The following is a 12,966-nucleotide window of genomic DNA, read 5'->3' as shown; positions in this document are numbered from 1 at the left end:
TCAGCCCACCATCTCGAATTCGAACCCGACGATATTTCTCTCGCCCCGTCCGAATTCCACCCCGATCAGATGAACCGGCTCGCCGCGGTCCCGATACTTGTCCGCATAACCGCGCTCCCGTATCTGCCGCAGCGCCTCGCCCCGCGCCGCCTGCTCGACCACCTTGAACTCGAACACGAACACCTGCTGCGCGAACAGCACCGCCATGTCGATGCGCCCGTGGTTCGTCGCGTCCTCGACCCGGATGTCCAGTCCCAGCGCCGCGAAGTGGCTGTAGAAGACGCTGGCGTAATGCCCCTCGAACCCCGCCAGCGGATTGCGCCGATACCAGTCGCTCGGGATGCTGGCAAACAGCGCCCTGAACAGCGGCTCCAGCGCGGCCACATCCCCGGCGCGCAGGATCTCGCCCAGCCGGTCCTGCACCTGCACCGTCGCTTCCGCCGGCACCCCATATTCCGGCAGCAGCGCCTCGTTCAGACTGGACTCGACCTCCCGGTTCGGATAACCCAGCGTGTACAGCCACTTGCCCGGCACCGGCTGGCGGATCTCGTGGATCGTCAGATAACCGGCCTGGAACAACAGTGCCTCGGGCGCGATCCGCTCCAGATCGAAACTCGACAGCAGCGCCAGACTGGTCTGCAAGCGGCTCAGCCGTGGCGTAAAAAACTCGCGCTCGGCCAATAGCCGCACTAGAAAAGTCGGTGTCCCCGTCTCGAACCAATACGGCCGGAACTCCCGCGTATCAAACAACAGCAGCGCATCGAACGGGTTGTAGACCGCCGTGCCGCCCCAGTTGTAGCCGTTGTACCAGCGGCGGATCTCGTCCCGGTCCAGCCCCGGCAACTCGGGCGCGAACACGGTGTCGAGGTCCTCGTCGGTGTAGCCGCACAGGCTGCTCCAGCGCGCATCGAGCGTGATGTCCTGCAGGTTGTTCAGCCCCGAGAACAGGCTCACCTTGCTGAACTTCGACACCCCCGTGAGGAAGACGAAGCGCAGGTGCGCGTCACTGTCCTTGAGCGTCGCGTACAGATCGCGCAGCCCGTCGCGCATCGCGGTGGCGACCACCGGATCGGACAGGTTGTCCAGCATCGGCTTGTCGTATTCGTCGATCAGCACCACCGCCCGCTCGCCCCGGCTCAGGTGCGCCTGCCGGATCAGGTCGGCGAAATTGCCCGACAGATCGGCCTCGTCCAGCCCGACCGGCGCCGGCAGCCCCAGCGCCTCGCGGTTGACGCGCAGGTTCTCGCGGATGCGCTGCGCCAGTTGCGTGCCACGCGCCACGCCGCCGGAAAAACTCAGCCGGATGACCGGGTGTTGGCGTGACCAGTCCCAGCGTGTCTCGGCCGCCAGCCCGGTGAACAGCGCGCGGTTGCCCTCGAACAACTCCTTGAGCGTGTCCACGAGCAGGCTCTTGCCGAAGCGGCGCGGGCGGCTCAGGAAGAAGTACGAGCCTGTCGCGACCATGTCTGCCGCCAGACCTGACTTGTCCACGTAGTAGCAGCCTTCGCTGCGCAGCTTGGCCAGGTTCTGGATGCCGATCGGCAGCTTGCGGCGCGGGGGCAGGGTGGGCGGGGAGTCCATGCAATCGAGTGTACGACGCAGGCTCCAGCGGCTACCGCACCGGCACCCCCGGCAACACACACAGCATCTCGTACAGCAGATTCGCCCCCAAGAGCGCCGTGTTGCCCGACGGGTCATAGGGCGGCGACACCTCCACCAGATCGCAGCCGACGAGGTTCAGCCCGCGGCAGCCGCGGATGATCTCCAGCGCCTGCGGCACGGTCAGCCCGCCGATCTCGGGCGTGCCGGTGCCGCCCGCGTAGGACGGGTCGATGCCGTCGATGTCAAAGCTGAGGTAGCAGGGCGTGTCCCCGACGACCGCGCGGACCTGGTCCATCACCGGGGCCAGCGACTGCCACCAGACCTCGTGCGCCGGGATGACGGTGAAGCCCTGCTGGCGCGGCCAGTCGAAGTCGTCGGCCGCGTAGCCGGTGCCGCGCAGGCCGATCTGCCAGACCTTGTCGCCTTGCAGCAGGCCTTCTTCCACCGCACGGCGGAAGGGCGTGCCGTGGGCGATGCGCTCGCCGAACATGTCGTCGTTGACGTCCGCATGGGCGTCCACATGCACCATCGCCACCGGCCCGTGCCGCTCGGCCAGCGCCCGCAGGATGGGCAGCGCGATCGTGTGGTCGCCGCCCAGCGTCAGCGGCCGGCAGCCGTGTGACAGCACCTCGCGGTAGAAGGCCGTGATGATCGGCAGCGACTTTTCCAGCGAGTAGGTGTTGATCGGCACATCGCCCAGATCGGCCACCTGCAGCGCGTCGAACGGCGCCGCACCGGTGGCCATGTTGTACGGCCGGATCAGCGCGGACTCGGCCCGGATCTGGCGGGGGCCGAAGCGGGCGCCGGGCCGGTGCGAGGTGCCGATGTCGAGCGGCACGCCGATGAAGGCGGCGTCCAGCCCGGCGGCGCTGCCGGCCACCGGCAGCCGCATCATCGTGGCGATGCCGCCGAAGCGCGGCATGGTGTTGCCGCCGAGCGGCTGGTTCAGAACGCGGTTCATGGCTGGCCTTGCTCAGCGGCGACGGCCCCGCACCCATTCGAGTGCGAGCATCAGCGCGGTCGTGAAGATCGTCAGCAGCGTGGCGACGGCGGCAATCGTCGGGCTGATGTTCTCGCGGATGCCGGTGAACATCTGGCGCGGCAGCGTCACCTGGTCCGGCCCGGCGATGAACAGCGTCACCACCACCTCGTCGAAGGACGTGGCGAAGGCGAACAGCGCGCCCGAGATCACCCCCGGCGCGATCACCGGCAGCGTGACGCGGAAGAAGGTCTCGACCTGCCCGGCGCCCAGGCTCAGCGAGGCGCGCACGAGGTTCTGGTTGAAGCCCTGCAGCGTGGCCAGCACGGTGGTCAGCACGAAGGGGGCACCGAGCGCCGCATGGACGACGATCAGGCCGAAGTAGGTGTCAGCCAGCCCGATCTTCGCGAAGAACAGGTAGCAGGCCACGCCCACCACCACGATCGGCACCACCATCGGCGCGATCAGGATGCTCATCAGCAGGCCCTTGCCGGGAAAGTCGGCCCGCGCCAGCCCCACCGCGGCGAGGGTGCCCAGCACGGTGGCCAGCAGCGTCGCGGCCGGGGCGACGATGAAACTGTTCTTCGCGGCGCGGCCCCACTCGGGCGCGTTGAAGAGGTTCTCGTACCACCGCATCGACCAGCCCGGCATGGGATACGCCAGGAAGGAACTCGACGAGAACGACAGCGGCACGATCACCAGGATCGGCAGCAGCAGGAAGACCAGCAGCGCCACGCACAGGCCGCGCAGCGCCCACCAGCCGAGCTTGTCGGTGAACGTCGCATAGGCGGGAAACTGCGGGCGCAGGGCAGACAGGATGGCGTTCATCGGGTGCGTTCCTCAGCCCAGGCTCAGTTCGGATTTGACGATGCGGCGGTACACCGCATAGAGCACCAGCGTCGCCGCCAGCAGCACGGCGCCCAGCGCGCAGGCCATGCCCCAGTTCACCTCGACGTTGGTGTACTGGGCGATGTAGTAGGACAGCATCTGGTCGTCCGCGCCGCCCAGCAGCGCCGGTGTCACGTAATAGCCGATGCACAGGATGAACACCAGCAGCGCGCCCGCGCCGATGCCCGGGTAGGTCTGCGGCACGTAGACGCGGAAGAAGGCGGCCAGCGGCGCACTGCCCAGGCTGATCGCCGCGCGCAGATAGGTCGGCGGCACCGACTTCATCACGCTGTAGAGCGGCAGGATCATGAAGGGCAGCAGGATGTGCACCATCGCGATCACGACGCCGGTGCGGTTGAACAGCAGCGCGATCGGCTCGCTGGTCAGGCCGATGCCCATCAGCGCGGTGTTGACCAGCCCCTCGCGCTGCAGCAGCACGATCCAGGCGGCCACGCGCACGAGGATCGAGGTCCAGAACGGCACCAGCACCAGGATCATCAGCACGTTGGCGTGGCGCGCCGACAGGGTCGAGAGCCAGTAGGCCAGCGGATAGGCCAGCAGCAGACAGCACAGCGTGACGACCGCGCTGATGTTGAAGGTGCGCAGCAGGATCTTGCCGAACACGGCCTGGTCGGCGGGCATGGGCTCGATGTCGCCGGCCGCGCTGCGGCGGTGGTCGACCGAGGCGAGCAGGTAGTCGGGCGTCCAGCGGCTCGAATTCTTGGCGATGGCCTGCCAGTACTTGGTTTCGGACCAGCGGGGATCGACGGCGAGCAGCTTCTCGCGCACCTGCTCCGGGGTCAGGCGTTCACCGGCGGGAGCGAGCGGCAGCGCCCGGTAGGTGCCCATGACCAGCGAGCGGGCGCCGGCCACTTCGGTGTTGAGCCGCCGGGCCAGCGTGCCGGCCTGCGCGGACTCGGGCAGGGCGCCCAGGTCCTGCGCAAGCGCGGCGAATGCTGGCGCTGGCGGCGCGCTCTGGCGGTCCCACTGGGCGAGCGCCTGTCCGGTGTGGACGAGCACGTCGGCGACCTCCGGGTTCTCGACCGCGCGCTTGAGCAGCGCGCCGATCGGCACCAGGAAGGTCAGCAGCAGGAACACCAGCAGCGGCAGGGTGAGCGCCACCGCCATCTGCTTGCGGCGTCGTTCGGCGCGTTGCAGCGAACGGGCGAGATCGGCCGAGCCGATGGGGGCGATGGCGGCGGCGCTCATGGACTTACTGCGCGGCCCAGGCGGCGAAACGCTTTTCCAGTTCCTCCCCCTGGTCGGCCCAGAAGGTGATGTTGAACTTCAGCGCATCGGCGCTGTTGGCCGGCGAGGTCGGCAGCAGGCCCAGGGTCTTGGCGTCCAGCTTGGCCAGGGCCTTGTTGTTGGTCGGGCCGTAGGAGATCAGCTTGGCGTACTCGGCCTGCGCGTCCGGCTGCGAGGCCGCGGCGATGAACTTCATGGCCAGGTCCTTGTTGGCACCGCCCTTGGGCATCACCCAGTAGTCCAGGTCATAGATGCCGCCGGTCCAGGAGATCTTCAGGTTCTTGCCTTCGCGCTGGGCGGCGTCGATGCGGCCGTTGTAGGCGGTGGCCATCACCACGTCACCGGCGACCAGGAACTGCGGCGGCTGCGCGCCGGCTTCCCACCACTGGATGCTCGGCTTCAGCTCGGTCATCTTCTTGAACGCGCGGTCCGCGCCGTCCTTGGTGGCCAGCACCTTGTAGACGTCGCCGCTCTTGACGCCATCGGCCATCAGTGCGAATTCGAGGTTGTAGCGGGCGCCCTTGCGCAGGCCACGCTTGCCGGGGGTCTTCTTGGTGTCCCAGAAGTCGGCCCAGGTCTTGGGGCCGTCCTTCATCTTGTCGCCGTTGTAGGCCATCACGGTCGACCAGATGAAGATGCCGACGCCGCATTCGTGCACGGCGGCGGGCTGGAAGTCGGCCTTCGGGGCGACCTTGGCCCAGTCGATCTTCTCGAACAGCCCTTCGTCGCAGCCGCGGGCCACGTCCGGGCTTTCCACTTCCACCACGTCCCAGGTGACCTTCTTGGTCTCGACCATGGCCTTGATCTTGGCCTGCTCGCCGTTGTATTCGACGCCGACGATCTTGGCGCCCGTGGCCTTCTCGAAGGGCTCGACATAGGCCTTCTTCTGCGCGTTGCCATTGGCGCCGCCGAAGTTCACGACGGTGAGCTGGCCTTCGGCGAAGGCCGAGCCGGCGGCGAGCGTGGCGGCAACGGCCACAGCCAGGGAGACGGAAGCGATGTTCATGGTGGAGAAACTCCAGTGCGAAGAGCCGTTGCCGGCGGGGTGGAAGGGATTCGGGCCTGCGCGGAAATCAGGCATAGACGCGCAGGAATTCGGGCGGAAAGCGCAGCCACACCGGCTGGCCGGCCTGCGGCGCCACGGCGCCCAGCGGCACCTTGACGGTGGCCTGGGCCTGGCCGGCGATGGCGCAGCGCAGGCGCAGGTGGTCGCCGTAGTAGATGACGTCATTGATGGCGGCCTGCACCACGTTGCCAAGGTCGGCTGGCGCTGCTGGCGCTGTCAGATGGGCCTCGATGCGCTCCGGACGCACGGAGGCGGCCACCTTGGCGCCCGGCACGGCGTGGTTGACGTTCAGGCCGGTCAGGCGCTCGCCGGTCGGCAGCACCAGCTCGCAGCGGCCGTGGTCGTCGGCGCCGAGCGTGCCGTCCAGCACCGTGCTGTCGCCCACGAAGCCGGCGACGAAGCGGTTGGCCGGCGTCTCGTAGAGCTTGCCGACGGCGTCGATCTGCTGGATGAGGCCGTCGTTGAACACGGCGACGCGGTCGCTCATCGTCAGCGCCTCGCCCTGGTCGTGGGTCACGTAGACGAAGGTGATGCCGAGCTGGCGGTGCAGCTCCTTCAGCTCCAGCTGCATGTGCTCGCGCAGCTGCTTGTCCAGCGCGCCCAGCGGCTCGTCCATCAGCACGAGCTGCGGCTCGAACACGAGGGCGCGGGCCAGCGCCACGCGCTGCTGCTGGCCGCCGGAGAGCTGCGCGGGGTAGCGGTCGCCCTTGCCGCCGAGCTGCACCATGTCGAGCGCCTTGGCGGTGCGGCGGGCGATCTCGTCCTTGGGCACCTTGCGCACCGTCAGCGGGTAGGCCACGTTGTCACCGACCGTCATGTGCGGGAACAGCGCGTAGTTCTGGAACACCATGCCGAAGTGGCGCTTGTGCGGCGGGGTGCGCGTGATGGGCTTGCCCTCCAGCAGGATCTCGCCCGCGGTCGGCGACTCGAAGCCGGCCAGCATCATCAGCGTGGTCGTCTTGCCGGAGCCGGAGGGGCCTAGCAGCGACAGGAACTCGCCGCGCTGGATGTCCAGGTCGAGCGCGCGCACCACCAGGCTCAGGCCGTCGTAGGTCTTCTGTACGCCTTTGAATTGAACCAGGGGGAGGCTGCTCATCGTGCGGTGTGTCCAGGGAATGTCGAGGATTGGCAAGGGCTTGCGGTGCAAGACGCCCGGACTGTAGGAGGGGGCAACCCGCGGCAACATGTACAGACACTAGCGTGCATTTGTGCACTGTGCAGGTGGCTTTCCATGTACAGAGAGACCCTCTGTTCAAGTGTGGTGCGCTGTGTTTGTGACTGGTGCGCCGCGTGCGCCGAATCGAGGCAGAAACCGCCTGCCAGCCGGCGCGACGGGCCATTCGGCGCGGCGCGTGAAGAAACATGCCAGCCCGAAGCGGCCAGAGCGCCTGATTTCACGCGGATGAAATCCTGGACGGCGCGCCACGATGTTGCATCGGTACCACTTCCGACATTGGCGCTGGATCAAGATCCAGCTCGATCCTGTTTTAGATACTAACGGCAAAGCATTGATGATCCGATCCCGGTAAGTTATCCCGCACACCAGCCCAACACAACCTCCACAAGTCAGACCCCCGGCGAGCCGGAGGTCTAGAACAAATCAAAGCGAAGCTCAGGCCGTGGCGTCGAAGCTGGCCGACAGGATGGCCAGCCCTTCGTCCAGCAGGGCGTCCGATGCCGTGAGCGGCACCAGGATGCGGATCACGTTGCCATACACCCCGCACGACAGCAGCACCAGCCCGCGCTGCGCCGCCTCCGTGACGACGCGCTTGACGCGGTCCGCATCCGGCTGGTGCAGGTCACCGTTCTTGAACAGCTCGATCGCCACCATCGCACCCAGACCGCGCACGTCGCCAATCGAGGCGTTGCGGCTGGCGATGTCCTGCAGGCCAGCAACCAGACGCGCGCCGACTTCACGACCACGCGCCATCAGACCTTCGTTCTCGAAGATGTCCATCACCGCCAGCGCCGCCGCACAGGCCAGCGGGCTGCCGGCATAGGTGCCGCCGAGTCCACCTGGCGCCGCGGCGTCCATCACCTCGGCGCGCCCGATCACCGCCGACAGCGGAAAACCACCCGCCAGCGACTTGGCCATCGTGATGATGTCCGGCGCCACACCCGCCTGTTCGAACCACTGTTCGCACGCCAGCCAGGTGCCCGTGCGCCCGGCGCCGGTCTGCACTTCATCGACGATCAGCAGGATGCCGTGCTGGTCGCACAGCGCGCGCAGTGCTTTCACGAACTCGATCGGCGCCACATAGAAGCCGCCTTCGCCCTGCACCGGCTCGATGATGATCGCCGCCACCCGCGAGGCTTCGACGTCGTACTTGAACAGCGCCTCGATCGAGGCCATCGCGTCTTCCACGCTCACGCCGTGCAGCGCGCAGGGGAACTTGGCGTGGTAGACCTCGGCAGGGAAGGGGCCGAAACCGATCTTGTAGGGCGCGACCTTGCCGGTCAGCGCCATGCCCATCATCGTGCGGCCATGGAAGCCACCACCGAAGGCGATCACGGCCGAGCGCTTGGTGTAGGCCCGCGCGACCTTGATCGCGTTTTCGACCGCCTCGACGCCCGTGGTCAGCAGGAAACTCTTCTTCGGGAAGTTGCCCGGCGCCTTGGCGTTCAGGCGCTCGGCGACTTCGATGTAGGGCTCATACGCCAGTACCTGGAAGCAGGTGTGCGTGTAGCGGTCGAGCTGTTCCTGCACCGCCTTGACCAGCGCCGGGTGGCGGTGACCGGTGTTCAGCACGGCGATGCCGCCGGCGAAGTCGATCAGGCGGCGGCCCTCGACGTCCCACACCTCGGCGTTTTCGGCGCGGTCGACGAAGATCTCGTGCGACTGGCCCAGCCCGACGGGCAGGGCGGCGCGGCGGCGCGCCATCAGGGACGCGTTGGTGGTCTCGGTGATCTGGGGTTCGCGGTGCATTCGGGGCTCCTGCTGTGGATGGCCGGACTCTAGGCCTCGCTCCCGGTGTCGACCATGTACAGCGCACGGAACACCTCGGTGCACTGTGCAGGGCGGCTGCCCGGTACAGACGGCGCGCGGCCGGCGCTAGACTCGCCGCAACATGCTCACGCTCCAATCCCAGTCCGCCGTCCCACTGGTCACGCAGATCGTGGAGGGCCTGCGCCGCCTGATCGACGAAGGTGCCCTGCGCGCCGGAACCAAGGTACCGTCGATCCGCCAGTTCGCCCACGCCCACGAGGTCAGCGTCTTCACCGTGGTCGAAGCCTTCGACCGGCTGGTGGCACTCGGCTACCTCGTGTCGCGCCCGCATTCGGGCTTTTTCGTGCGCAAGCGCGCAGCGGTCGAGAACCGCGAGCCGGCCGGCGCGGCCCGCGCTGGCTACCGCTTCGACTCGGCCTGGTACCTGCGCAAGATCTTCGAGAACCGCCACCTGACGATGAAGGCTGGCTGCGGCTGGCTGCCCAGCGACTGGCTGTTCGAGGACGGCGTGCGCCGCTCGCTGCGGGCGCTGGCCGCGGACCACGTCGACCTGGGCGGCTATGGCGATCCGAAGGGCTTCCCGCCGCTGCGCGAGTTCATCCGTGACGCGATGGCCGAGCAGGAAATCGCCATCGCCGCCGAGCAGGTGCTGCTGACGCAGGGCTCCAGCCAGGCGCTGGACCTCGTGGCACGGCGCCTGATCCGCGCGGGCGACGCGGTGCTTGTCGACGATCCGGGTTACGCCAACCTGCTGTTCTCGCTGCGCTTTGCTGGCGCGCAGCTCGTCGGCGTGCCCCGCACCCCGCAGGGCTACGACCTCCCGGCGCTGGAGCGGCTCATCATCGAGCACCGGCCCAAGGTCTTCTTCACCCAGCCGCGCCTGCAAAGCCCGACCGGCTCCACCGCACAGCTCGCCCACCTGCACCGCGTGCTGCAACTGGCCGAGAAACACGATTTCCTCGTCGTCGAGAACGACCTCTACGTCGATCTGGACCCGGAGCCGCGCCCCTCGCTGGCCAGCCTCGACCAGCTGTCGCGGGTGGTCTATGTCGGCAGCTACTCCAAGACGATCTCGCCGAACCTGCGCGTGGGCTACCTTGTCGCGCACCCGGACCTGCTCGAAGACCTGGCGCAGCTCAAGATGATTTCCGGGCTGACCTCGTCGGAGTTCAGCGAGCGCCTGGTCTTCGGCGCCCTGACCGAAGGCCGCTGGCGCAAGCACCTGAAGGCCCTGCGCGAGCGGCTGGCCGAGGCGCACCAGCGCGTGGCGGGGCGGCTGGCCAAGCTCGGTTTCGAGCTGTTCACCGAGCCCAAGGCGGGCATGTTCCTGTGGGCGCGCCACCCGGCGCTGCCGGACGCGGCCGAGCTGTCCAACCAGGCAGCAGAGAGCGACATCATGCTCGGCCCCGGCCACCTGTTCACCGCCGACATGGCGCCGACGGGGTGGATGCGCTTCAACGTTGCCTACTGCGGGGACGAGCGGCTGTTCGCCTTCCTCGATCAGCGCATCCGCACGCTTCTATAATCAAAAGCTTTGCCACATCAAGCACTTAGAGCCCTCAGGGTCGAAAGCCACGGAATGAAAGCCTCAGAAATCCGCTCCACCTTCCTGAACTTCTTCGAGTCCAAGGGGCACCAGATCGTGGCCTCGTCGCCGGTCGTGCCCGGGGACGATCCGACACTGCTGTTCACGAACGCGGGCATGAACCAGTTCAAGGACGTGTTCCTGGGCTTCGACAAGCGCCCGTACAGCCGCGCCACGACCAGCCAGAAGTGCATCCGCGCCGGCGGCAAGCACAACGACCTCGACAACGTCGGCTACACCGCGCGCCACCACACGTTCTTCGAGATGCTGGGCAACTTCAGCTTCGGCGACTACTTCAAGCACGACGCGATCAGCTTCGCATGGGAGCTGCTGACCGAGCAGTTCAAGCTGCCCAAGGACAAGCTCTGGGTCACGGTGTATTCCGAGGACGACGAGGCTTACGAGATCTGGAACAAGGTCGTTGGGGTCCCTGCGGAGCGCATCGTGCGCATCGGCGACAACAAGGGCGGACGCTACATGTCCGACAACTTCTGGATGATGGGCGACACGGGCCCGTGCGGCCCCTGCACCGAGATCTTCTTTGACCACGGGGAAGACGTGGCGGGTGGTCCTCCGGGCAGCCCGAACGAAGACGGTGACCGCTACATCGAGATCTGGAACAACGTCTTCATGCAGTACAACCGCACCGAAGACGGTGTGATGCACAAGCTGCCCAAGCCCTCGGTGGACACCGGCATGGGCCTGGAGCGCATCACCGCGGTGCTGCAGCACGTGCATTCGAACTACGAGATCGACCTGTTCGTCGCGCTGCTGGCTGCGGCCAAGAACGCGGTGGACTTCGCCGCGGGCGTGACCGATGGTGGCGCCGGCTGCGACGCCGCGAGCCCGAGCCTGAAGGTCATCGCTGACCACATCCGCGCCTGCTCGTTCACGGTGGCCGATGGCGTGATTCCGGGCAACGCTGGCCGCGGCTTCGTGCTGCGCCGCATCGCCCGCCGCGCGATCCGCCACGGCTACAAGCTCGGTGCGCGCGCGCCGTTCTTCCACACGCTGGTGCATCCGCTGGCCGTGCAGATGGGCGACGCCTACCCAGAACTGCGCCAGAACGCCGACCGCATCTTCAGCGTGCTGAAGCAGGAGGAAGAGCGCTTCTTCCAGACCATCGCCAACGGCATGGAGATCCTGGACAGCGCGCTGGCCGCGGTGGAAGCCTCGGGCACCAAGCAGATCGACGGCGACACGGCGTTCAAGCTGCACGACACCTACGGCTTCCCGGTCGACCTGACCGCCGACGTGTGCCGCGAGCGTGGCGTGACGGTGGACCAGGCCGGTTTCGAAGCCGCGATGAACCGCCAGCGCGACCAGGCCCGTGCCGCCGGCAAGTTCAAGATGGCGGCCGGCCTGTCGTACAGCGGCGTGCCGACCGCGTTCCACGGCTACGAGCACCTGAACTGCGACACCTCGAAGGTGGTCGCGGTCTATGTGGACGGCAGCCAGGTCGAACAGGCCAACGCCGGCGATGACGCCGTGATCGTGCTCGATCACACCCCGTTCTACGCCGAAAGCGGTGGTCAGGCGGGCGACACCGGCGAGCTGCGCAACGGCACGACCCGCTTCGTCGTCGAAGACACGTTCAAGATCCAGGCCGACGTGTTCGGCCACCACGGCCGCATCGCCGAAGGCGCGGTCAAGGTCGGCGACACCTTCGCGGCCAAGGTGGACGCCGAGCTGCGCGTGAAGATCGTGCGCAACCACAGCGCGACCCACCTGATGCACAAGGCGCTGCGCGAAGTGCTCGGCGCCCACGTCCAGCAGAAGGGCTCGCAGGTCACCGCCGACCGCACCCGCTTCGACTTCGCGCACAACGCGCCGATGACCGACGCGGAAATCCGGCAGGTCGAAGCGCTCGTCAACGCCGAAATCCTCGCCAACGCCGCGGCGAACGCCGAGGTCATGGCGCTGGATGACGCGCAGAAGTCCGGCGCGATGATGCTGTTCGGCGAGAAGTACGGCGAGACCGTGCGCGTGCAGACGATCGGCTCCAGCAAGGAACTCTGCGGTGGTGTCCACGTGCGCCGCACGGGCGACATCGGCGTGTTCAAGATCGTGGCCGAGTCGGGCGTCGCGGCCGGCATCCGCCGCGTCGAGGCGGTGACGGGCGACGGCGCGCTGGCGTATCTGCAATCGCTGGAAGCGACGGTGAACGGCGTGGCCGGCGCCCTCAAGGCGGCACCCGCCGAGATCACCCACCGCATCGGCAGCCTGCAGGAGCAGCTGCGCGCGCTGGAGAAGGAAGTCATCGCGCTCAAGGGCAAGCTGGCGTCGAACCAGGGTGACGCGCTGGTCGCGCAGGCGATCGACCTGAACGGGCTGAAGGTGCTGGCCGCCGTGCTGGAAGGCGCGGACGCGGCCACGCTGCGCACGACCATGGACCAGCTCAAGAACAAGCTGAAGACAGCGGCGATCGTGCTGGCGGCGGTCGATGGCACGAAGGTGCAGATCGCGGCCGGCGTCACGGCGGATTCGATTGGCAAGGTCAAGGCCGGCGAGCTGGTCAACTTCGTCGCGCAGCAGGTCGGCGGCAAGGGCGGCGGCAAGCCGGACATGGCGATGGCTGGTGGCACCGACGCGAGCAAGCTGGCGGGTGCGCTGGCCAGCGTGCGCGGCTGGGTCGCCGAGCGCGTCTGAGG

The 12,966-nt window shown here is 67.6% G+C and carries 9 protein-coding genes; 2 read left to right on the top strand and 7 right to left on the bottom strand.

Going from position 1 to position 12,966, the window contains the following annotated elements; translation table 11 throughout:
* From AABN02_RS18900 to gabT, 7 genes are all read right to left on the bottom strand, one after another.
* The gene (locus AABN02_RS18900; protein ID WP_338416462.1) at positions 1-1,581 is read right to left on the bottom strand and encodes an ATP-binding protein; all 1,581 of its coding nucleotides are present in this window, start codon (positions 1,579-1,581) and stop codon (positions 1-3) included.
* A 31-nt stretch (positions 1,582-1,612) separates the two neighbouring features.
* On the bottom strand, positions 1,613-2,563 hold the full coding sequence (gene speB, locus AABN02_RS18895; protein WP_338416461.1) for an agmatinase: 951 nt from the start codon (positions 2,561-2,563) through the stop codon (positions 1,613-1,615).
* Between the two features lie 12 nt (positions 2,564-2,575).
* Positions 2,576-3,409, bottom strand: coding sequence for an ABC transporter permease (locus AABN02_RS18890; protein WP_338416460.1), 834 nt, complete (start codon positions 3,407-3,409; stop codon positions 2,576-2,578).
* A 12-nt stretch (positions 3,410-3,421) separates the two neighbouring features.
* The gene (locus AABN02_RS18885) at positions 3,422-4,678 is read right to left on the bottom strand and encodes an ABC transporter permease (protein WP_338416459.1); all 1,257 of its coding nucleotides are present in this window, start codon (positions 4,676-4,678) and stop codon (positions 3,422-3,424) included.
* Between the two features lie 4 nt (positions 4,679-4,682).
* On the bottom strand, positions 4,683-5,723 hold the full coding sequence (locus AABN02_RS18880) for an ABC transporter substrate-binding protein (protein ID WP_338416458.1): 1,041 nt from the start codon (positions 5,721-5,723) through the stop codon (positions 4,683-4,685).
* 67 nt (positions 5,724-5,790) lie between these two features.
* On the bottom strand, positions 5,791-6,879 hold the full coding sequence (locus AABN02_RS18875; protein WP_338416457.1) for an ABC transporter ATP-binding protein: 1,089 nt from the start codon (positions 6,877-6,879) through the stop codon (positions 5,791-5,793).
* A 516-nt stretch (positions 6,880-7,395) separates the two neighbouring features.
* The gene (gene gabT / locus AABN02_RS18870) at positions 7,396-8,709 is read right to left on the bottom strand and encodes a 4-aminobutyrate--2-oxoglutarate transaminase (protein ID WP_338416456.1); all 1,314 of its coding nucleotides are present in this window, start codon (positions 8,707-8,709) and stop codon (positions 7,396-7,398) included.
* Positions 8,710-8,851: 142 nt separating this feature from the next.
* Between gabT and AABN02_RS18865 the strand changes: the two genes are divergently transcribed.
* Both AABN02_RS18865 and alaS read left to right on the top strand, forming a co-directional pair.
* On the top strand, positions 8,852-10,255 hold the full coding sequence (locus AABN02_RS18865; RefSeq protein WP_338416455.1) for a PLP-dependent aminotransferase family protein: 1,404 nt from the start codon (positions 8,852-8,854) through the stop codon (positions 10,253-10,255).
* 54 nt (positions 10,256-10,309) lie between these two features.
* Positions 10,310-12,964: an alanine--tRNA ligase gene (alaS, locus tag AABN02_RS18860; protein ID WP_338416454.1), complete on the top strand. Its 2,655-nt coding sequence runs from the start codon at positions 10,310-10,312 to the stop codon at positions 12,962-12,964.
* The last annotated feature ends 2 nt before the right edge of the window (positions 12,965-12,966 follow it).

It is taken from the genome of uncultured Sphaerotilus sp. (assembly GCF_963924895.1).
Classification (GTDB): domain Bacteria; phylum Pseudomonadota; class Gammaproteobacteria; order Burkholderiales; family Burkholderiaceae_C; genus Sphaerotilus.
The sequence above is the reverse complement of the archived record's forward strand: the minus strand, read 5'-3'. Positions and strand labels throughout refer to the sequence as shown.

Bases quoted from the DNA above. Each gene is read 5' to 3' on its own strand.
- AABN02_RS18900 (WP_338416462.1), bottom strand. From the start codon at position 1,581: ATGGACTCCCCGCCCACCCTGCCCCCGCGCCGCAAGCTGCCGATCGGC.
- speB (WP_338416461.1), bottom strand. From the start codon at position 2,563: ATGAACCGCGTTCTGAACCAGCCGCTCGGCGGCAACACCATGCCGCGC.
- AABN02_RS18890 (WP_338416460.1), bottom strand. From the start codon at position 3,409: ATGAACGCCATCCTGTCTGCCCTGCGCCCGCAGTTTCCCGCCTATGCG.
- AABN02_RS18885 (WP_338416459.1), bottom strand. From the start codon at position 4,678: ATGAGCGCCGCCGCCATCGCCCCCATCGGCTCGGCCGATCTCGCCCGT.
- AABN02_RS18880 (WP_338416458.1), bottom strand. From the start codon at position 5,723: ATGAACATCGCTTCCGTCTCCCTGGCTGTGGCCGTTGCCGCCACGCTC.
- AABN02_RS18875 (WP_338416457.1), bottom strand. From the start codon at position 6,879: ATGAGCAGCCTCCCCCTGGTTCAATTCAAAGGCGTACAGAAGACCTAC.
- gabT (WP_338416456.1), bottom strand. From the start codon at position 8,709: ATGCACCGCGAACCCCAGATCACCGAGACCACCAACGCGTCCCTGATG.
- AABN02_RS18865 (WP_338416455.1), top strand. From the start codon at position 8,852: ATGCTCACGCTCCAATCCCAGTCCGCCGTCCCACTGGTCACGCAGATC.
- alaS (WP_338416454.1), top strand. From the start codon at position 10,310: ATGAAAGCCTCAGAAATCCGCTCCACCTTCCTGAACTTCTTCGAGTCC.